Raw genomic sequence first — 18137 nt, forward strand, 5'->3', positions numbered from 1 at the left:
GTTCTCCACTTACGCCAGTACGCCAATTGCCAGCGCACGATCGATAAAACGAAATATCAGCTCCAGTTGGGCGCCATACATCTCTTCAAATGCCACGGTATCCGCATGCAGTTCGTCGTGATGCTTTCTGCACAAAGGCAACACAAAGAGGTCATGCGCTTTTGTACCCATTCCCCCCTGACCGTGGCCTATCAGGTGGTGGGGATCATCAGCAGGCTTTCCACAACATGCACACGGCTGTGTCTTAACCCAGCGCGTGTACTTTTCATTAACCCAGCGGCGACGTTTTGGGCGTAACATAAAAGACTCCGGCGACTCCGGATCCACTTTCAGCGCCAGCACCTTTTTCGCTTTATCCTGGATGATGCTGGTGGCAGGAACCGAAGGCACAAGGTCACTTTCCCGGGTGACAGACGGCACAACAGGCTTCGGTAATCTCAGTGCCTTACGGGCTGCACTTTCCGGTAAGGCATCCGCCAGGTCATTACGAACCAGCCACCAGCACAGTTCCGGCATTGTCACAACGTGACTATCATTAAAACCGAGATCCCGACGCACGACAGATAACACCCACCGGGCACAGTTATCCGTTGCCATTGATTCCAGCCGTTCCGTGAACTGATCGCGCAGCTGGTTATCACAGTGCCAGCACAGACGGATTGCGCCCGGCGCGTGTCGCATTGTGGTCATGTTCTCGCTGTGCCAGCCGGAATGAGGCCACTGGCAGCCTTTTTCACGAAGTAACCAGCTTTCAAGACATTCCACGCCACCAGCACGACGGATCACTGCCTCATTGCGGAACACGGCCCGAACGGCAGGATCATCCGCCAGCGGTTGTGATGCCGCCGGAACGGCACCACTGGCGAAAGATGAATAACGTTCCGGCTCAGGCTCCAGCAGGACACGCCCCTGCATAAACAAGGGCATCAGCTCTGAACCTGGCCTGAACAATACGATCCCCATACGCGGGGCAATTTCAGGGGTCAGTAGTGCTCTCACGGTCACCTCAATGAACGGTATCGAGCAGCTTTAACAGCTCAGGGAATCGGGATTCGAAGAAATGCGGCTGCGTCTCGCGCGGATTTGCGGGACTGGTGATGTTCTTGCCGAACATGCAACCTTTCGCTGTCAGCGACCAGAATTTTTTGATGTTGTTAATCGCGGTACGGCTGTATCGTTCGCGCTGCTCGACGATCCCCAGCTTCACCATCTGGTGATATGCCTGATTAGCCGTCAGGCGGATACCATACTGTTTCAGCAGTGCACTCAGTGACAGTGTCGGGCGACTTGAGCCATCGTGTGCATCAGCAGGAGCATCAATGGCATAGCGCGGTGCCAGATTCGGTAAGCCAACAGCCTCCTGAAGTTTCTGACAGGCTCCAAGCACTGAAGAGTTAGACAGATTTAACTCCCGGCGCATAAAGTCCAGCAGAATCACGCCAGCCTGCATCTTGTCAGCAGCCTGTCCGGATAATTTTTCAGGTGCGCTGGTTACCATGTCGAAAGTACGGATCACCTTCAGATGGAATGACGGGCTGATCCACATTGCATAGGCATACACCAGTTCTTTGCAGACATACGTCCCCTGGTTATTTCCGCCACGAATAACGTTAACTGGCTCTATATTGACCGAGTTGCAAATCTGCAACTCGCTTATTAAACGTTCAGTTTGCTCATTGCGGAGCCAGAATGCAGGCTTATGCTTATCCAGAGAACCGGCAGCCCTGTGCAGATCGTTCAGGCTGTAACGCCCATAAGCATCACGACGAACTTCAATACCATCAATGACCATCAGATTATTCATACTTCGTTTCTCCTCTTAATCAGGCGGCTGCACCCGCCGTTTTCTCGTACTTACTGATAGTGATCTCGACCTTCCCTTCCGGGATAACCGGTCCCCACTCCACCAGCATTCTTTTCACCTGACTGTCGTCTTCCCACACACCCGCGTGGGTCAGGGCGTCAAACAGCGCCTTGTTATAGTTGTCCAGATCGCGGATCCGGTTATCCGGAGGAAACAACACGATCTCCACTGAAGCAGGTGCCGACGTTGGTTTTGGCAGACGACGTAACTGCTCAACTATTGCTGCACACGCCGCGCTCTGGAATTTGCGCCCCGCCGCGCTTATCAGGCTCTTACCTGCAAACGCCCCTTTATTGGGGTGTCGCCAGTACGTGTTCACGCTGGGCGGGAAAGGCAAGATCAGCTTCATACTTTCAGGCCCCTCTCATGTAACCAGTGGGCTGCACGCAGCCTGGCGTTTTCCTCACCGGCAAGCAGTGAGCGGATAATCCCGACCGCCTCGCTGTCGTCGTCCTTCACCACGGTATGAAGCGTGATGCCCCGGGCCACGCCACGCTTTATCGTGATGACGCCTTTTTTCTCCAGTGCGCGAAGATGTTCTACCGCTGCATTCACTGAACGGTATCCCAGCATGGTTGCCACCTCCTGATTGGTTGGCGGGAAGCCACGTTCTTTTTGGTAAGAAATCAGCATATCCAGCACCTGCTGCTGGCATTGAGTTAACATCGTCATGCCGCCATCTCCCTGACCAGTTTTTCCGCCTGCTGGCGAACCTGCGCCAGAAACGCCTCACCACATGCCTCAAGTTCATCGCGCCCGATGTAGCTGATTGCCGGTCCCTTCCAGGTCTTGTCAAAAACAGCAATAGCACCAGCGAAAAAAGCTCCTGTCGGTACCTGCTTCTCGTCTTTCGGGATAAACCAGACAGGCAGTTCAAAACCAATACGCCCGCGAATAAAAGCAATATGATCTGCATCTTCCGGCCACCACACTTCGCTGGTGGCAGCTTTGATCAGGAAAACATAGCGCCCGCCCTTATCACGCATGGCACTGGCATGTTTCATGATGTAACGCATGCCGGTGATGTATTGCCCCTCATGCTGACTGGCGCGGCTGTATGGGGGATTACCAAAGGCAGCCCCTTTAAGCTCCGCAAGACGTTCTGACCAGTCATGCGCCAGCGCGTTGTCTTCCGCCGTGTAATACGCAGCACATTTGGCGTTATCACCGTCAGTAAACAGATCCAGAACAAACGGGCCAAACAGGGTGTTAATTCCCCAGAAAATGTTGTCCGGCGTGCGCCACTGATCACCCACTTCCTTCAGTTCATGGGCTGGCTTGTTCCGCAGTTCCACCAGCTCCTGGCAATATTTATTACTCATTAAGCCCCCACGTAATTCCCTGACAGATACCACTCATCACCCGATACAGCGCGCTTGCTGCTTTTCCGTAAACACTGCTCACGACGCGCCAGAAAATTGTTTCGTTCTGGCTGGGAGTGGCTTTCACGGAATGCCGCCATCCACACCGTTGCAGCACGACGGTATAAGCCCCTGGACTCCAGTTCTTCCGCCTGGCGGGTCAGGCACAAAATCACCCGGGGATCGTTAGTGCCGACATAGAAATTGCGCACAGGTCTGGTTTCACGAACTGGTTGTGGTTCCGGCTCCTGCGCTCTCTCAGTCAGGCGTGGGAAATGTCTGCGTGTATCTCCTTCACAACGGTGAGCCACACGCCCACTCTGACGTAACTTGCTTGCTGACTGCAGAACGCGCTGCCGTGAGTAACCTGCAAAAGCATCCGCAATGTCTCCGGAAGTACACCCCGGATGGGCTTCAATGAATTTCTGAACGTCATTCAAAAGACTCATGATCACCCCCTGAATCCTGCCGGGATCTGGCTGTAGTCCACGTTGTCGTAACTGGCTTTGAAGTACGGGTCTTCGCGTTTTTCTGTGTACGTGCTGACGGACGGCGATAAGCGCAGGGAAAGCTCATCCCATTTTTCCCGCAGCTTCGACGGGCTGAGCACGTTACGGCACCAGAACGGATCGCGGCTGACGCGGCTGTACATCTCGCAGATTTGTTTGTGAGTACGACCATCCTGCACACACATCAGGCGAATTTCGTTTGCCCAGGCTGTCCAGTTCGGTTCTTTGGGACGAACCACCTCGCCGTCACATTCGGCAGCCTGCTCGTACAGGGCGATGATTTTTTTCCAGAGCCACTGTGCGCAGGTCAAATCATCCTGCGTCCCCCACTGGCGCTTTTTAGGGCTGAATACAACCGCATCAGGATGGCGAGTTAAAAAATCCTGTTCAGCCGTCTGCGTGTCCGGTTGCGAAGCGTCCGGACGAGAAGGTTTTTTATCTGACGGATCATGTTTTGATTTTACTGACGGATCCCCGCCAGATTCTGACGGGTGAAAACCCGCTTTTTTGCCAGATTTCGACGCATCAAATTTTGGCGGGTCAGATTTTGATGCGTCAGATTTTGACGGGTCAGAATCTGACAGTTGAGAAAATGCCGCTGCCTGAAGCTTCGCAACGTTAAGCTGATAAACATTCGACGCATTGCGGTTACCCTGGCGACGCGCCTTACGCGTTAACCAGCCTTCTGCTTCCAGCCGTGCGATAGCCGTTCTGACGGTACTCATCCCCGCGCCAATCTGACGGGCAATGGTTTCAATTGATGGCCAGCACACACCTTCGTCATTACTGAAATCAGCCAAGCGGGCCATAATTGCCACGCTGGATAACTTCATGCCTGATGCAGCGCAACCATCCCATACATAGCCGGTTAATTTAGTGCTCATGACCGACCTCTATTTCCCTGAATTTACGACGAAACTGTTCGAGCGGACTGAAGCATTCATGCTCATAACCTTCGCGGAGGTAGATAACCCGTTGTGTTTCCGGCTCCCAACGAATGACTCTGACGGGCACTCCGTAGTGATCTTTGAACCAGCGGTTAACTTGTCGCAAAGGACTGTCTCCTTCTGCCGGTTGAAAGCACCCACAGCCCACTCTGCAAAGCTGTGGGTTACAATTTCCCTGTCACCTGGTACATTCACTGCATAGCAATATTCCACCTTCGCTTTTCCACCCGGTACAGGAAGCGCAATCAGTTGCGAGCGACGGTAGTGTGTTGTTAAACTGTTCATGCGTTAGTTTCTCCACAACCAGAAGCAATCGACGCCACGACGCCCGGAGCTGCACACTCGCGGGCGTCATTACTTTCTGAAATGCAAAAAATTTTGTAGACAAGTGCTGCATGCTCCTGCAGCTTCGAAATTGAGAGATACAGCTCGTCGTTAATTGCTGTCTTCTCATGCGGTTCCACTACACCGTCTTCGATTGCTGAACGAATCTGTTTTGAATAACTGCCGATCTGTTCAATGACTTCCAGCAGACGCTGGTTAATATCGGCGTTGTCCACATCCTCGACGTCAGGAAGAGACACAAAGACGCCATTTGCAGACTGCGCCACAGCATCAGCAATGAAGTGAGTGCCACCAGCACGCTGTAAAACCATTGCCCATCCCAGCGGGAAAATCTGATCGCCATCTGCACGAAGGCGGTTGAATAAAGCGTTTTCTGTTACATCGAGCCAGTCAGCCGCTTCAGCGTAACCACCCGGCAACGCCGCGATAGTTTTTCTGACAGCTTTCACGTACCACTCAGGCTGTTTTTCTATTTTCCAGTGATGCTTACCCACGATTAGCCTCATCGTTCTGTGGTTAAAAATTGAAAGTGTTCTGCTAATCTTTCGGATAGATATCCGGTCTTAAGTCAGATTTCGTAATTGCACCTGACGTGCATTGCTCAAGTTTTTTAGCCAGCACAAAACTGGCTTTTTTATAGCCATTGAAAACCAGCCGTAAGTAGCCAGGTGTTGAGCCAACTTTTCCGGCCAACTCGCCCTGCTGTTCTTTGGTTAAAGAGTCCCAATACGCTTTCATACAATATGTACCTCCGGTGTACATATTACATGATTAAAATGAACCTTCAAGATACTTGTACCTTAACGGTACAAGGGTTTTAATTTCGTTATGAAAACAATCCATGACATCCGGCGGTCTAACGCCAGAAAACTGAGAGATGGTGTTGGAGGGAATTCTTCCTTTGCCACTATGATTGATCGCGAGCCAACCCAGACCAGCAGGTTTATGGGAGATGGTGCTACTAAAAATATCGGTGACAGCATGGCACGACACATCGAAAAATGTTTCGACCTGCCTGTCGGATGGCTCGATCAAGAACACCAGACAACGAACATCACAAAAAAACCTGATGTTTCAATCACTAATAAACAAATCACATTAGTCCCTGTCATATCATGGGTACAGGCCGGAGCATGGAAAGAAGTTGGATATTCTGAGGTTGATTTGAGCACAGCAGAAACGTATCCCTGCCCTGTACCCTGTGGGGAAATGACTTATATCTTGCGGGTGATAGGTGATTCAATGATTGATGAGTACCGCCCGGGAGACATGATTTTTGTCGATCCTGAAGTACCTGCCTGCCACGGTGACGACGTTATTGCATTGATGCACGATACAGGTGAAACCACCTTCAAAAGGTTGATAGAAGATGGGACACAGCGTTATCTCAAAGCGTTAAACCCAAACTGGCCTGAGCCTTACATTAAGATCAACGGTAATTGCTCTATAATTGGAACTGTGATTTTCTCAGGAAAACCAAGAAGATACAAAATCAAAGCCTAATCAATGTTTATGAACCTGCTTCGGCAGGTTTTTTTATACTTGACAATGTACCTATGAGATACATAATGTGCCCAAGAGAAACAACAAACAGGCAGGACGCCCACGAAGTAGCCGCCGGTGGCGTATGAATGACCGGATGATTCGTTAAATACTATGTGTAAGAGAGCGCAAATGAACCGTTATTTCACATGCTCGTTTTGTGGCGCAAACGAGCTGCAGGCAAAAAAAATCATCGCCAAAGGCGGAAAAGATGAAGTTGCTATCTGCTCTGAGTGCGTAGTCTTGTGTGTCGGGGCATTAATCAATAGCAGCACAACTATTCGGTTCACACCAAATGAGAATGCGCCTTTAGATGCGCGGAAATCTGGAGGTTAAAGAACAAAATGAAAGTCCAGATTTTAAACAATAGTGGTGAAGTCGTTTGGTCATACGACATAGCCGCTCCTGTAGATCAGAGCGGCGATAGCTGGACCAATGGGAAACATCAGATTATGGCTGGAGTTGTATTCTCTTTACGCCGTGCTTTGGAACAGGCTGAAGTCTTTCCATCAGACCCTGAATGGAAATGGCCTTTTTCTATTTGTCCAAATTCGGAGAGTACATTTCAGAAAATTGGTCAGAAAGTCGCACTCGAAGAGCATCAGCCAACTGTTTCCTGATTTTTTCAGGTAACTCGTCGGCATCGCAGAAACAACAACGCTCGATCATGTTGAAAGCCGATTCGTAGAACTGTTTCTGCTGAGTGTCGCTGAGACAGGAAAAGAGCGACGTTACGATGATTTTATTAATTGCATTATCAAGTTCTTTTTCATCAAAAGTCATTTGATTTTCCTTTTATGTATACGGGCTTAAAAGGATACCACCGAGCCTGAAGTGGTGAAAAGACAGGCACATAACAGCTAAGTATTTTCAACCAGAGAGAATCCTTAGCGTTGTGGTGAATGCGGCTCAGCGCACGCGGGTTAAGGTTGAGGCTGACAGTCGACCTTCTGTGGATACCCACCCGCCTGGTGTGCAACCTTCGCCAGGCACCGGGAGGCACCCGGCACCACAACTTTATGCTGTGTGTAGTCCTAGCGGTACCAGTTTGTACCCTTGCTTCCGGCTGGTACCGCTCTTTTTACAAAACAGAGAAGAGCATCACCGGACGACGGGCTCATAACCCACTCCATCCGGGCGGCTGCCACCGCAGGTGTTCTTCTCTGTTTTGTGGAGAAACTAATCGGCCTTGCAGGGTCGATATGATGAGGAGCAGCAAAATGGCTAGCGAACGCAGTACTGATGTGCAGGCATTTATCGGGGAGCTGGACGGCGGCGTATTTGAAACCAAAATCGGCGCAGTTCTCAGTGAAGTCGCTTCCGGTGTGATGAACACGAAAACCAAAGGGAAGGTCTCACTCAATCTGGAAATCGAACCGTTTGATGAGAACCGTGTGAAAATCAAACACAAACTCTCATATGTTCGCCCGACTAACCGCGGGAAAATTTCCGAAGAAGACACCACCGAAACGCCGATGTATGTCAATCGCGGTGGTCGCCTGACTATTCTGCAGGAAGACCAGGGACAATTACTGACTCTTGCCGGTGAACCTGACGGAAAACTCCGCGCAGCAGGTCGTTAATATCGTTCTTAATAAACTGATTATTTATCTCATCACTGAATATCTTTATATAGTGAGGACTTATTATGTCTCAGAACTTAGACGCAACCGCAATTAATCAAATCCATGCCCTTATTTCTGCTCAGGGTGTTAATGAAATTATCAGTAAGATTGGTGCCGATGCTGTGGCATTGCCTGAGAATTTCCGCATTCATGATCTGGAAAAATTTAATTTAAATCGTTTCCGTTTCCGTGGTGCGCTTTCCACTGCCAGCATCGATGACTTTACCCGTTATTCTAAAGATCTTGCAGATGAAGGCACCCGCTGCTTTATCGATGCCGATAATATGCGTGCCGTCAGTGTGCTTAACCTGGGTACTATTGATGAGCCAGGTCACGCAGATAACACTGCCACTCTCAAACTGAAAAAGACAGCACCGTTCTCTGCTCTGTTGTCTGTTAACGGCGAGCGTAACTCCCAGAAGTCACTGGCAGAATGGATCGAAGACTGGGCCGACTACCTTGTGGGCTTTGATGCTAATGGTGATGCCATTCAGGCAACAAAAGCGGCTGCGGCAGTCCGTAAAATCACGATTGAAGCAAACCAGACCGCTGATTTTGAAGACAATGACTTCAGCGGCAAACGCTCCCTGATGGAGTCTGTCGAAGCGAAGACCAAAGATATTATGCCTGTGGCATTTGAATTTAAATGCGTTCCGTTTGAAGGCCTGAAAGAACGTCCGTTTAAATTACGCCTCAGCATTATCACTGGCGATCGTCCTGTACTGGTTCTGCGCATTATTCAGCTGGAAGCAGTGCAGGAAGAAATGGCTAACGAATTTCGTGATCTGCTTGTTGAGAAATTCAAGGACAGCAAAGTAGAAACCTTTATTGGTACTTTCACCGCCTGATTTCATTACTGCAAATGCCCCTGCGGGGGCATTTATGGAAACGTAATTGACTCAATAATCGCCGGATGGTGAGGGCTTCCTTTTACCAGAATTCAGCGCGGTGCAGCGCATATACGTGGAGAACAAAATGTCATTTATTAAAACTTTTTCCGGGAAGCATTTTTATTATGACAGGATAAATAAAGACGACATCGTTATTAACGATATCGCGGTTTCTCTTTCAAATATCTGTCGCTTTGCAGGACATCTTTCACATTTCTACAGCGTCGCCCAACATGCGGTGCTTTGCAGCCAACTGGTACCGCAGGAATTTGCTTTTGAAGCGTTAATGCATGATGCAACAGAAGCGTATTGCCAGGACATCCCGGCGCCACTGAAACGCCTTCTTCCTGACTATAAACGGATGGAAGAAAAAATAGACGCCGTAATCCGTGAGAAATACGGGTTACCCCCGGTTATGAGTACCCCCGTGAAATATGCCGATCTCATCATGCTGGCAACCGAACGCCGCGATCTCGGGCTTGATGATGGCTCTTTCTGGCCTGTGCTGGAAGGTATCCCGGCAACAGAGATGTTCAACGTGATTCCACTGGCTCCAAGCCATGCCTACGGGATGTTTATGGAACGCTTTAACGAATTATCGGAGTTACGCAAATGCGCATGAATGTTTTCGAAATGGAAGGGTTTCTTCGCGGGAAATGTGTACCGCGAGATCTGAAAGTGAATGAAACGGATGCTGAATACCTGGTGCGTAAATTCGATGCGCTTGAAGCTAAATGTGCAGCACAGGAAAACAAAGTAATACCAGTGTCAACTGAACTGCCACCAGCAAATGAAAGTGTTTTGTTATTCGATGCTAACGGAGAAGGCTGGCTAATTGGCTGGCGTTCTCTCTGGTACACCTGGGGACAAAAAGAAACCGGAGAATGGCAGTGGACATTTCAGGTCGGGGACCTTGAAAACGTCAATATCACTCACTGGGTAGTAATGCCAAAAGCACCGGAGGCTGGAGCATAATGACCACTTTTACCGACAAAGAACTGATTAAAGAAATTAAAGAGCGTATCAGCAGCCTTGACGTGCGAGACGATATTGAGCGCCGTGCTTATGAAATCGCACTCCTATCTCTGGAAGTAGAACCAGATGAACGCGAAGCTTATGAATTATTCATGGAAAAGCGTTTTGGTGACTTAGTAGATCGTCGGAGAGCAAAAAACGGCGATAACGAATACATGGCATGGGATATGACTCTCGGTTGGATCGTCTGGCAGCAACGAGCTGGTATCCATTTTTCAACAATGTCACAGCAAGAGGTGAAATAATGGAGCCATACAGCCTCACACTCGATGAGGCCTGTCATTTTCTCAAGATATCCAGACCGACTGCCATTAACTGGATACGCACAGGGCGTCTTCAGGCAACACGCAAAGATCCCACTAAGAATAAATCTCCTTACCTCACAACACGACAAGCCTGCATTGCGGCTCTTCAGTCTCCGCTGCATACTGTCCAAGTGAGCGCGGGTGATGGCATAACAGAGGAAAGAAAATGTCACTCTTCCGCAGAGGTGAAATATGGTACGCCAGTTTCACATTGCCGAACGGTAAAAGATTTAAACAGTCTCTTGGAACAAAGGACAAAAGGCAGGCGACAGAACTCCATGACAAGCTAAAGGCTGAAGCATGGCGGGTCAGCAAACTTGGTGAAATACCTGATATAACGTTCGAGGAAGCGTGTGTCAGGTGGCTTGAAGAGAAAGCACATAAAAAATCACTGGACGATGACAAAAGCCGGATCGGATTCTGGCTTCAACATTTCGCAGGAATGCAACTAAGAGACATTACTGAATCAAAAATTTATTCAGCAATGCAGAAAATGACGAACCGGCGTCATGAGGAAAACTGGAAACTCAGGGCAGAAGCATGCAGAAAAAAAGGGAAACCTGTTCCAGAATACACGCCAAAACCAGCGTCCGTTGCAACGAAGGCTACGCATCTTTCATTTATAAAGGCCCTACTAAGAGCCGCAGAGCGTGAATGGAAAATGCTGGATAAGGCACCAATTATTAAAGTGCCTCAACCAAAGAATAAACGGATCCGCTGGCTGGAGCCCCATGAAGCACAAAGGCTGATTGATGAATGTCCGGAGCCATTAAAGTCTGTTGTTGAATTTGCACTGGCAACAGGTTTAAGACGCTCGAACATCATCAACCTTGAATGGCAACAAATAGATATGCAGCGCCGGGTGGCATGGATAAACCCGGAAGAGAGTAAATCAAACCGCGCAATCGGCGTTGCGCTGAATGATACTGCATGTCGCGTTTTGAAAAAACAAATCGGGAATCATCACCGTTGGGTATTTGTGTACAAGGAAAGCTGTACCAAACCAGACGGAACGAAAGCGCCAACAGTAAGGAAGATGCGGTATGACGCAAACACAGCCTGGAAAGCGGCGCTGAGACGGGCTGGTATTGATGATTTCAGATTTCACGACTTGAGACACACCTGGGCAAGTTGGCTGGTTCAAGCCGGAGTCCCGTTGTCAGTGTTACAGGAAATGGGAGGCTGGGAGTCTATCGAAATGGTTCGTCGATATGCTCACCTTGCACCTAATCACCTTACCGAACACGCACGGCAAATAGACTCGATCCTGAACCCATCGGTCCCAAATTTGTCCCAGTCAAAAAATAAGAAAGGTACTAATGATGTGTAACTTATTGATTTAAATGGTGCCGATAATAGGAGTCGAACCTACGACCTTCGCATTACGAATGCGCTGCTCTACCAACTGAGCTATATCGGCCCTGAAAGAACATGTTCACGAACGTGAATCACGGTGGACAAGGTTAAAACTAACCGGGCGATGCGTCAATGGCCTTGTGAATCAAATGGCTACTTTTGCATCACCCGATTTTATTTACGCACGAATGGTGTAATCACCAATGCCGATCCACTTGTAGGTGGTCAGTGCTTCCAGCCCCATTGGGCCGCGCGCGTGCAGTTTTTGCGTGCTTACGGCGACTTCTGCACCCAGACCAAACTGGCCGCCGTCGGTAAAACGCGTAGAGGCGTTAACGTAAACAGCGGAGGAATCCACTTCGTTAACAAAACGCTGGGCGTTGCGCATATCGCGGGTCAGGATCGCATCGGAGTGTTGCGTGCCATGCTCGCGAATATGGGCAATGGCGTCGTCCAGATCGCTGACGATTTTGACGTTCAAATCTAATGACAGAAACTCATCGTCATACTCTTCGGCTTTAACAGCCACCACCTTCGCAGGGCCTGGCTGCAACTGTGCCATTGCGGCAGCATCTGCGTGTAATGTCACGCTGCTTTCCGCCATTTGTTTGCTTAATGCGGGCAGGAAGCTATCGGCGAAGTTTTTATTCACCAGCAACGTTTCTACCGTATTACATGTGCTCGGACGCTGAGTTTTCGCGTTGACGATTACTTTCAGGGCTTCAGCGATCTCTGCACTTTCATCAACGTAAATATGGCATACGCCTATACCGCCTGTGATCACCGGGATTGTCGACTGTTCGCGGCATAGCTTATGCAGACCAGCGCCGCCGCGCGGGATCAGCATGTCGATGTATTTATCCATACGCAGCATTTCACTGACCAACGCACGGTCAGGATTATCAATTGCCTGTACTGCACCTGCCGGTAAACCGCAGGATTTCAGGGCGTCCTGAATCACCGCCACCGTTGCAGCGTTAGTGCGACAGGTTTCTTTGCCGCCACGCAGGATCACCGCGTTACCCGTTTTCAGGCATAGCGAAGCAACATCGACCGTCACGTTCGGGCGCGCTTCATAAATCACGCCAATCACCCCCAGCGGCACGCGACGACGCTCCAGACGCAGGCCGCTGTCCAGCATGCCGCCATCGATTATCTGCCCCACCGGATCGGCGAGGTTACACACATGGCGCACATCATCGGCAATGCCTTTCAGCCGTGCGGGCGTCAGTGCCAGACGGTCAAGCATCGCTTCGCTGAGGCCATTAGCACGCGCGTCAGCAACATCCTGGGCGTTAGCGTTGAGGATGCTTTCGCTTTGTGCTTCCAGTTCATCGGCGATTTTTTCCAGCACGCGATTTTTTTCGCGGCTGGAGAGTTGCGCTAATTTATACGAGGCTTGCTTCGCGGCAATGCCCATTTGTTCCAGCATCGGCCTGCTCCTTAACGGGTAATCATGTCATCACGGTGAACGGCTACCGGGCCGTATTCATATCCCAGTATTGCATCAATTTCTTGCGAGTGGTGTCCGGCAATGCGGCGCAATGCATCGCTATTATAGCGACTGACGCCGTGGGCAATATCACGACCTTCGAGGTTACAAATGCGGATCACTTCACCACGCGAGAAGTTGCCGGTTACGCTCTTAATGCCTTTCGGCAACAGGGAGCTGCCGCGTTCAAGAATGGCGGCGGTTGCCCCTTCATCTACCGTGATTTCACCCGCCGGCGGCGCACCGAAAATCCAGCGTTTACGGTTTTCAAGCGGAGTCGCCTGGGCATGGAACAGCGTACCGACGGAAATACCTTCCATCACATCACCAATGACGCCCGGCTTGCTGCCCGCGGCAATAATGGTGTCGATACCCGCACGGCAAGCCACGTCAGCGGCCTGCAATTTGGTGCTCATGCCGCCGGTTCCAAGACCTGAAACGCTATCACCGGCAATCGCGCGCAGTGCGTCATCAATGCCGTAAACATCTTTAATCAGTTCTGCCTGCGGATTGCTGCGCGGGTCAGCGGTATACAAACCTTTTTGATCGGTCAGCAGCAGCAGTTTATCGGCACCCGCCAGAATCGCCGCCAGCGCAGAAAGGTTGTCGTTGTCACCAACTTTAATTTCTGCCGTAGCGACAGCATCGTTCTCATTGATTACTGGAACGATGTTGTTATCGAGCAGTGCACGCAGGGTGTCGCGGGCGTTCAGGAAGCGTTCACGGTCTTCCATATCAGCACGAGTCAGCAGCATCTGCCCGACGTGAATGCCATAAATCGAAAACAGCTGTTCCCACAGTTGAATCAGTCGACTCTGCCCTACCGCCGCCAGCAGTTGTTTTGAGGCGATAGTCGCTGGCAGTTCCGGGTAACCCAGGTGCTCACGTCCGGCGGCAATCGCGCCCGACGTCACAATGACTATCCGATGCCCGGCGGCATGTAACTGCGCGCACTGGCGAACAAGTTCAACGATATGGGCACGGTTCAGGCGGCGCGATCCACCTGTTAGCACACTGGTGCCGAGTTTTACCACCAGCGTCTGGCTGTCACTCATGATTCTCTGCCATTCAATTTTAGGAAAAATGATATCAAACGAACGTTTTAGCAGGACTGTCGTCGGTTGCCAACCATCTGCGAGCAAAGCATAGCGTTTTGTTGCGCGGGATCAGCAAGCGTAACGGCAGTTGTTTACGCTTTTATTACAGATTTAATAAATTAGCACATTTTAAGAATATTATTAAGCTGTAATATATCTTTAACAATCTCAGGTTAAAAACTTTCCTGTTTTCAACGGGACTCTCCCGCTGAATATTCGCGCGTAAATTAAAATCAGGAAAGAAAATGAAAAAGAGCACTCTGGCATTAGTGGTGATGGGTATTGTGGCATCTGCATCCGTACAGGCCGCAGAAGTATATAACAAAGACGGTAATAAACTGGATGTCTATGGCAAAGTTAAAGCCATGCATTATATGAGTGATAATGATAGTAAAGATGGCGACCAGAGTTATATCCGTTTTGGTTTTAAAGGTGAAACACAAATTAACGATCAACTGACTGGTTATGGGCGTTGGGAAGCAGAGTTTGCTGGTAATAAAGCAGAGAGCGATACCGCACAGCAAAAAACACGTCTCGCTTTTGCCGGATTGAAATATAAAGATTTGGGTTCTTTCGATTATGGTCGTAACCTGGGCGCGTTGTATGACGTGGAAGCCTGGACCGATATGTTCCCGGAATTTGGTGGCGACTCCTCCGCACAGACCGATAACTTTATGACCAAACGCGCCAGCGGGCTGGCGACTTATCGTAACACCGACTTTTTCGGCGTTATCGATGGCTTGAATTTAACCTTGCAATATCAAGGAAAAAACGAAAACCGCGATGTGAAAAAGCAGAATGGCGATGGCTTCGGCACCTCGTTAACCTATGACTTCGGCGGCAGCGATTTCGCCATCAGTGGGGCCTATACCAACTCAGATCGCACCAACGAGCAGAACCTGCAAAGCCGTGGCACAGGCAAGCGTGCAGAAGCATGGGCAACAGGTCTGAAATATGATGCTAATAATATTTATCTGGCAACTTTCTATTCTGAAACGCGCAAAATGACGCCAATCTCTGGCGGCTTTGCCAATAAGACGCAGAACTTTGAAGCGGTCGCACAATATCAATTCGACTTTGGTCTGCGTCCATCACTGGGTTACGTCTTATCGAAAGGGAAAGATATTGAAGGCATCGGCGATGAAGATCTGGTCAATTACATCGATGTCGGTGCTACGTATTATTTCAACAAAAATATGTCAGCGTTTGTTGATTATAAAATCAATCAGCTGGATAGCGATAATAAGCTGAATATCAACAATGATGATATTGTCGCGGTTGGCATGACGTATCAGTTTTAATGAATATTGCCGGATGCGGCGTGAACGCCTTATCCGGCCTACGAAAACCAATATTTCAGGCCGGAATAGATGCGTAAACATCACATCCGGCACATTTCATTCACGCCGTTAACTTCACCGGCTCGTCACGAAAATCATCCGCCGGTTCCAGTTTCAGATTCAACGTCACCAACAGTTCACGCAGCTTCTCGTGAAACTCACGCAAGGTATACTCCAGCCGCTCTACCACTTCGGCATCTTTTACCGGAACACTCGTCCAGTCGCCTGCTTTATCGAACAGACCAAACTGATAGCTGTATGTAAAACGGGATTCCTGCGCTTCCAGTTCCATCCACCAGCCCCAGAACTCACGCACTTCCGGCGCGGGTTTCACGTTGACGCATACAGCCAGACAATCGAAAAAGAATCGATTATCTTCGCACTTACCTTCACGAATATACGGGCCTAGTGCGGTAAATTTTTTGATCAATCTGCTTTTCGGGTGTCCACTCGGTAACGTCATTGCGATCTCCTGTTGTGATGCAACTGTTTTACCAAATTGACAAAATTTAGCAAATTTTTAACACAATCGCTTTTCGATCCAGTTGGTGATTTCCTGAAGCGCCTTGTCAAAATTCCGATACACGGGGTTAAGCGGAATCTCTAACAATTTACCATCCGCAGATGACGACGTGATTAAGCGTGAATCCTCTTCCGGGCTGAACGGATCGTTCTTCCAGTACCCTGATAACATTGGCGTTGGGCAACGACGTCCCAGCAATCCTTGCACTTTTAATGAATAGCGATTCAGCTCAACACGCAACGCTTCATCAGAAGCATCATGCATTCCCAGTCGGCTCGCCAGAACGTCAAGATACATTTCCGGCACTTGTTGCTGGCACTTAAAATCACTCAGCAAGGTGTGAACCACCGGGCCAAGACAGGCCACCGCTTTCAAACGTGATGCCTCGAGATAAGCCAGGCGTACAGCAACGTTAGCACCGAAACGAAAACCAAAGGCGGCAACGCGAGTGTGATCTACCCATGGAACGTTAGGCAGCGCCTTTAAGACATGTTGGTGCAGCAGGCTGGAATCCTGGGTGAGTTTCCATTTTGAGGAAAAACCGACTGAAGGCATATCAATAGTCAGCATCGCAATGCCGCGCGGTGCAAAATAGCGCTCATAAAGGGAGTAATAGTCGGTTTGCATCGCATCCAGACCACCACACATTAATACTGTCGGGAATGGACCATCACCTTTTGGCATATGCAAAAAGCCAGTGATGGGCGCGCCCCCCGGAACGGTAAACTCCATTTGCCGCATTGTTCCAGGCAGACGTTGCGCAGCTTCTTCATACGCGCGATTTGACAACGCCTGTACCTGTTCAGCCAGATCATCGCCCTTCAAGTGCGGATAGGCGGCAATATTGTACAACGTAGCTGCGTGCAGCCAGTGACGCCCGCTGAGTTGCGGATCTTCTTCCGCACAGGCTTTCTGTTGCCACACCATCGCCTGGGTGGCCCACTCATAAATCCAGTTGCCGCCGCGGTAGCCAATCACCGTATCGTATAAATCATTGTCGGTGCGTTCAGCATCGCTCATCACAATGCGCGCCTGGACGTCGAGGATTTCACGCGGATCAACACCGCGCCAGATCCACATCAGGCGGTTAATCATGCGATACCAATGAGGAATATTTTTGCCATCGAGGGCCGACTGCACCGACGGTTGCGCACCGTGGTTAAAACGGCGGACTAGCGTCGAGGTTTCAGGATGTTTAAAGCGGGGTTTGAACAGGGTTTCGCTCAGGTTAGCCTGTGTCATGGATGCAACCTCCAGGAATACTTACTGGAAGCTATTGTAACCTGCCTGACGTTAAAAAGAACAACGCCCGGCAGTGCCAGGCGTTGAAAAGATTAGCGACCGGAGATTGGCGGGACGAATACGACGCCCATATCCCACGGTTGCTCAATCCAGGTATCTTGTGGGATATCAACCACATAATCATCAACCAGCGGGCGACCAGCCGGTTTCGCGAAGATAGTCACAAAGTGTGCTTTAGGATACATTTCACGAATCGCAACCGCAGTACCACCGGTATCTACCAGGTCATCAATGACGATAAAGCCTTCACCGTCACCTTCTGCGCGTTTCAGTACTTTCAGTTCGCGCTGGTTGTCGTGATCGTAGCTGGAAATACATACGGTATCGACATGACGAATACCCAGTTCACGCGCCAGTAACGCACCCGGTACCAGACCGCCACGGCTTACGGCAATAATGCCTTTCCATTGTTCAGAAGGCATCAGTCGGCTTGCGAGTTTACGTGCATGGATCTGCAACATGTCCCAGGTGACGATGTATTTTTCGCTCATGTGAAGTGTCCCAGCCTGTTTATCTACGGCTTAAAAAGTGTTCGAGGGGAAAATAGGTTGCGCGAGATTATAGAGATCTGGCGCACTAAAAACCAGTATTTCACATAAGTCCG

The 18137-nt window shown here is 49.8% G+C and carries 26 protein-coding genes, 1 tRNA gene and 1 pseudogene; 11 read left to right on the forward strand and 17 right to left on the reverse strand.

What is annotated here, in order from left to right; translation table 11 throughout:
• Window positions 1–9: 9 nt before the first annotated feature.
• From D9734_RS18830 to D9734_RS18875, 10 genes are all read right to left on the reverse strand, one after another.
• The gene (locus D9734_RS18830) at window positions 10–999 is read right to left on the reverse strand and encodes a DUF968 domain-containing protein (RefSeq protein ID WP_130209667.1); all 990 of its coding nucleotides are present in this window, start codon (window positions 997–999) and stop codon (window positions 10–12) included.
• Window positions 1000–1006: 7 nt separating this feature from the next.
• On the reverse strand, window positions 1007–1804 hold the full coding sequence (locus D9734_RS18835; RefSeq protein WP_001061397.1) for a KilA-N domain-containing protein: 798 nt from the start codon (window positions 1802–1804) through the stop codon (window positions 1007–1009).
• Between the two features lie 19 nt (window positions 1805–1823).
• Window positions 1824–2213 carry a RusA family crossover junction endodeoxyribonuclease gene (locus tag D9734_RS18840; protein ID WP_000767113.1) on the reverse strand — a complete coding sequence of 130 codons (390 nt, stop codon included), beginning with the start codon at window positions 2211–2213 and terminating at the stop codon, window positions 1824–1826.
• Window positions 2210–2536 carry a LexA repressor gene (locus D9734_RS18845; protein ID WP_021576792.1) on the reverse strand — a complete coding sequence of 109 codons (327 nt, stop codon included), beginning with the start codon at window positions 2534–2536 and terminating at the stop codon, window positions 2210–2212. The genes D9734_RS18840 and D9734_RS18845 overlap by 4 nt, the downstream gene beginning before the upstream one ends.
• Window positions 2533–3186 (reverse strand): phage N-6-adenine-methyltransferase, encoded by a 654-nt coding sequence (locus D9734_RS18850; RefSeq protein WP_024249645.1) that lies wholly within the window; start codon window positions 3184–3186, stop codon window positions 2533–2535. Before D9734_RS18850 ends, D9734_RS18845 begins: the two co-directional genes overlap by 4 nt.
• The gene (locus D9734_RS18855) at window positions 3186–3680 is read right to left on the reverse strand and encodes a PerC family transcriptional regulator (RefSeq protein ID WP_072178178.1); all 495 of its coding nucleotides are present in this window, start codon (window positions 3678–3680) and stop codon (window positions 3186–3188) included. Before D9734_RS18855 ends, D9734_RS18850 begins: the two co-directional genes overlap by 1 nt.
• Window positions 3677–4618, reverse strand: coding sequence for a helix-turn-helix domain-containing protein (locus tag D9734_RS18860; RefSeq protein WP_130209669.1), 942 nt, complete (start codon window positions 4616–4618; stop codon window positions 3677–3679). Before D9734_RS18860 ends, D9734_RS18855 begins: the two co-directional genes overlap by 4 nt.
• Window positions 4608–4787 carry a DUF4222 domain-containing protein gene (locus tag D9734_RS18865; RefSeq protein ID WP_001250269.1) on the reverse strand — a complete coding sequence of 60 codons (180 nt, stop codon included), beginning with the start codon at window positions 4785–4787 and terminating at the stop codon, window positions 4608–4610. The genes D9734_RS18860 and D9734_RS18865 overlap by 11 nt, the downstream gene beginning before the upstream one ends.
• Window positions 4788–4962: 175 nt before the next feature.
• Window positions 4963–5520 (reverse strand): protein YmfL, encoded by a 558-nt coding sequence (gene ymfL / locus D9734_RS18870; RefSeq protein WP_000515829.1) that lies wholly within the window; start codon window positions 5518–5520, stop codon window positions 4963–4965.
• A gap of 43 nt (window positions 5521–5563) precedes the next feature.
• On the reverse strand, window positions 5564–5764 hold the full coding sequence (locus D9734_RS18875; RefSeq protein WP_000649477.1) for a YdaS family helix-turn-helix protein: 201 nt from the start codon (window positions 5762–5764) through the stop codon (window positions 5564–5566).
• Between the two features lie 90 nt (window positions 5765–5854).
• On the opposite strand from D9734_RS18875, the gene D9734_RS18880 reads away from it, so the two are divergent.
• A complete protein-coding gene (locus tag D9734_RS18880; protein ID WP_000848748.1) occupies window positions 5855–6529 on the forward strand; it encodes a LexA family transcriptional repressor in 675 nt (224 codons plus the stop codon).
• A gap of 171 nt (window positions 6530–6700) precedes the next feature.
• A complete protein-coding gene (locus tag D9734_RS18885) occupies window positions 6701–6904 on the forward strand; it encodes a ClpX C4-type zinc finger protein (RefSeq protein WP_001369946.1) in 204 nt (67 codons plus the stop codon).
• Window positions 6905–7105: 201 nt separating this feature from the next.
• On the opposite strand, the gene D9734_RS18895 is transcribed toward D9734_RS18885, so the two are convergent.
• Window positions 7106–7351 carry a hypothetical protein gene (locus D9734_RS18895; RefSeq protein ID WP_000141753.1) on the reverse strand — a complete coding sequence of 82 codons (246 nt, stop codon included), beginning with the start codon at window positions 7349–7351 and terminating at the stop codon, window positions 7106–7108.
• A gap of 112 nt (window positions 7352–7463) precedes the next feature.
• On the opposite strand from D9734_RS18895, the pseudogene D9734_RS18900 reads away from it, so the two are divergent.
• The 8 genes and pseudogenes from D9734_RS18900 to D9734_RS18935 all read left to right on the forward strand — a co-directional run bounded on the left by D9734_RS18900 (window position 7464) and on the right by D9734_RS18935 (window position 11753).
• Window positions 7464–7774, forward strand: a pseudogene (locus D9734_RS18900) (hypothetical protein).
• Between the two features lie 14 nt (window positions 7775–7788).
• Window positions 7789–8151: a protein YfdP gene (yfdP, locus tag D9734_RS18905; RefSeq protein WP_000135682.1), complete on the forward strand. Its 363-nt coding sequence runs from the start codon at window positions 7789–7791 to the stop codon at window positions 8149–8151.
• A gap of 65 nt (window positions 8152–8216) precedes the next feature.
• Window positions 8217–9041, forward strand: coding sequence for a DUF2303 family protein (locus D9734_RS18910; RefSeq protein WP_000081287.1), 825 nt, complete (start codon window positions 8217–8219; stop codon window positions 9039–9041).
• 127 nt (window positions 9042–9168) lie between these two features.
• A complete protein-coding gene (gene yfdR, locus D9734_RS18915) occupies window positions 9169–9705 on the forward strand; it encodes a 5'-deoxynucleotidase (RefSeq protein WP_021038217.1) in 537 nt (178 codons plus the stop codon).
• The gene (locus tag D9734_RS18920; protein WP_130209671.1) at window positions 9696–10058 is read left to right on the forward strand and encodes a hypothetical protein; all 363 of its coding nucleotides are present in this window, start codon (window positions 9696–9698) and stop codon (window positions 10056–10058) included. Before yfdR ends, D9734_RS18920 begins: the two co-directional genes overlap by 10 nt.
• Window positions 10058–10363, forward strand: a complete 306-nt coding sequence (gene yfdT, locus D9734_RS18925; RefSeq protein WP_000206732.1) for a protein YfdT — start codon at window positions 10058–10060, stop codon at window positions 10361–10363. Before D9734_RS18920 ends, yfdT begins: the two co-directional genes overlap by 1 nt.
• Window positions 10279–10713 (forward strand): helix-turn-helix domain-containing protein, encoded by a 435-nt coding sequence (locus D9734_RS23605; RefSeq protein WP_077873866.1) that lies wholly within the window; start codon window positions 10279–10281, stop codon window positions 10711–10713. Before yfdT ends, D9734_RS23605 begins: the two co-directional genes overlap by 85 nt.
• Window positions 10635–11753, forward strand: coding sequence for a site-specific integrase (locus D9734_RS18935; RefSeq protein WP_240780549.1), 1119 nt, complete (start codon window positions 10635–10637; stop codon window positions 11751–11753). The genes D9734_RS23605 and D9734_RS18935 overlap by 79 nt, the downstream gene beginning before the upstream one ends.
• A gap of 14 nt (window positions 11754–11767) precedes the next feature.
• On the opposite strand, the gene D9734_RS18940 is transcribed toward D9734_RS18935, so the two are convergent.
• The 3 genes from D9734_RS18940 to proB form a co-directional block, all read right to left on the reverse strand.
• A tRNA-Thr gene (locus tag D9734_RS18940) sits at window positions 11768–11843 on the reverse strand.
• Between the two features lie 114 nt (window positions 11844–11957).
• Window positions 11958–13211 carry a glutamate-5-semialdehyde dehydrogenase gene (gene proA / locus D9734_RS18945; RefSeq protein WP_130209673.1) on the reverse strand — a complete coding sequence of 418 codons (1254 nt, stop codon included), beginning with the start codon at window positions 13209–13211 and terminating at the stop codon, window positions 11958–11960.
• A gap of 11 nt (window positions 13212–13222) precedes the next feature.
• Window positions 13223–14326 carry a glutamate 5-kinase gene (gene proB / locus D9734_RS18950; RefSeq protein ID WP_001285288.1) on the reverse strand — a complete coding sequence of 368 codons (1104 nt, stop codon included), beginning with the start codon at window positions 14324–14326 and terminating at the stop codon, window positions 13223–13225.
• Window positions 14327–14613: 287 nt separating this feature from the next.
• On the opposite strand from proB, the gene phoE reads away from it, so the two are divergent.
• Window positions 14614–15669, forward strand: a complete 1056-nt coding sequence (gene phoE / locus D9734_RS18955) for a phosphoporin PhoE (protein ID WP_062883175.1) — start codon at window positions 14614–14616, stop codon at window positions 15667–15669.
• Between the two features lie 100 nt (window positions 15670–15769).
• Here the strand turns inward: phoE and crl are convergent, their stop codons facing one another.
• The 3 genes from crl to gpt all read right to left on the reverse strand — a co-directional run bounded on the left by crl (window position 15770) and on the right by gpt (window position 18024).
• Window positions 15770–16171: a sigma factor-binding protein Crl gene (crl, locus tag D9734_RS18960; RefSeq protein ID WP_130209675.1), complete on the reverse strand. Its 402-nt coding sequence runs from the start codon at window positions 16169–16171 to the stop codon at window positions 15770–15772.
• Window positions 16172–16228: 57 nt separating this feature from the next.
• On the reverse strand, window positions 16229–17473 hold the full coding sequence (frsA, locus tag D9734_RS18965; protein ID WP_130209677.1) for an esterase FrsA: 1245 nt from the start codon (window positions 17471–17473) through the stop codon (window positions 16229–16231).
• Between the two features lie 92 nt (window positions 17474–17565).
• Complete coding sequence (gene gpt, locus D9734_RS18970; RefSeq protein ID WP_001291990.1) at window positions 17566–18024, reverse strand: xanthine phosphoribosyltransferase; 459 nt, start codon at window positions 18022–18024, stop codon at window positions 17566–17568.
• Between the last annotated feature and the right edge of the window lie 113 nt (window positions 18025–18137).

This window comes from Escherichia sp. E14S1 (assembly GCF_004211995.1).
Taxonomy (GTDB): Bacteria; Pseudomonadota; Gammaproteobacteria; order Enterobacterales; family Enterobacteriaceae; genus Escherichia.

Bases quoted from the DNA above. Each gene is read 5' to 3' on its own strand.
- D9734_RS18840 (WP_000767113.1), bottom strand. From the start codon at position 2,213: ATGAAGCTGATCTTGCCTTTCCCGCCCAGCGTGAACACGTACTGGCGA.
- D9734_RS18885 (WP_001369946.1), top strand. From the start codon at position 6,701: ATGAACCGTTATTTCACATGCTCGTTTTGTGGCGCAAACGAGCTGCAG.
- phoE (WP_062883175.1), top strand. From the start codon at position 14,614: ATGAAAAAGAGCACTCTGGCATTAGTGGTGATGGGTATTGTGGCATCT.
- D9734_RS18845 (WP_021576792.1), bottom strand. From the start codon at position 2,536: ATGACGATGTTAACTCAATGCCAGCAGCAGGTGCTGGATATGCTGATT.
- D9734_RS18895 (WP_000141753.1), bottom strand. From the start codon at position 7,351: ATGACTTTTGATGAAAAAGAACTTGATAATGCAATTAATAAAATCATC.
- D9734_RS18835 (WP_001061397.1), bottom strand. From the start codon at position 1,804: ATGAATAATCTGATGGTCATTGATGGTATTGAAGTTCGTCGTGATGCT.
- proA (WP_130209673.1), bottom strand. From the start codon at position 13,211: ATGCTGGAACAAATGGGCATTGCCGCGAAGCAAGCCTCGTATAAATTA.
- D9734_RS18920 (WP_130209671.1), top strand. From the start codon at position 9,696: ATGCGCATGAATGTTTTCGAAATGGAAGGGTTTCTTCGCGGGAAATGT.
- yfdT (WP_000206732.1), top strand. From the start codon at position 10,058: ATGACCACTTTTACCGACAAAGAACTGATTAAAGAAATTAAAGAGCGT.
- D9734_RS18875 (WP_000649477.1), bottom strand. From the start codon at position 5,764: ATGAAAGCGTATTGGGACTCTTTAACCAAAGAACAGCAGGGCGAGTTG.
- crl (WP_130209675.1), bottom strand. From the start codon at position 16,171: ATGACGTTACCGAGTGGACACCCGAAAAGCAGATTGATCAAAAAATTT.
- D9734_RS18880 (WP_000848748.1), top strand. From the start codon at position 5,855: ATGAAAACAATCCATGACATCCGGCGGTCTAACGCCAGAAAACTGAGA.
- D9734_RS18850 (WP_024249645.1), bottom strand. From the start codon at position 3,186: ATGAGTAATAAATATTGCCAGGAGCTGGTGGAACTGCGGAACAAGCCA.
- gpt (WP_001291990.1), bottom strand. From the start codon at position 18,024: ATGAGCGAAAAATACATCGTCACCTGGGACATGTTGCAGATCCATGCA.
- D9734_RS18860 (WP_130209669.1), bottom strand. From the start codon at position 4,618: ATGAGCACTAAATTAACCGGCTATGTATGGGATGGTTGCGCTGCATCA.
- D9734_RS23605 (WP_077873866.1), top strand. From the start codon at position 10,279: ATGGGATATGACTCTCGGTTGGATCGTCTGGCAGCAACGAGCTGGTAT.
- frsA (WP_130209677.1), bottom strand. From the start codon at position 17,473: ATGACACAGGCTAACCTGAGCGAAACCCTGTTCAAACCCCGCTTTAAA.
- proB (WP_001285288.1), bottom strand. From the start codon at position 14,326: ATGAGTGACAGCCAGACGCTGGTGGTAAAACTCGGCACCAGTGTGCTA.
- yfdP (WP_000135682.1), top strand. From the start codon at position 7,789: ATGGCTAGCGAACGCAGTACTGATGTGCAGGCATTTATCGGGGAGCTG.
- D9734_RS18910 (WP_000081287.1), top strand. From the start codon at position 8,217: ATGTCTCAGAACTTAGACGCAACCGCAATTAATCAAATCCATGCCCTT.
- yfdR (WP_021038217.1), top strand. From the start codon at position 9,169: ATGTCATTTATTAAAACTTTTTCCGGGAAGCATTTTTATTATGACAGG.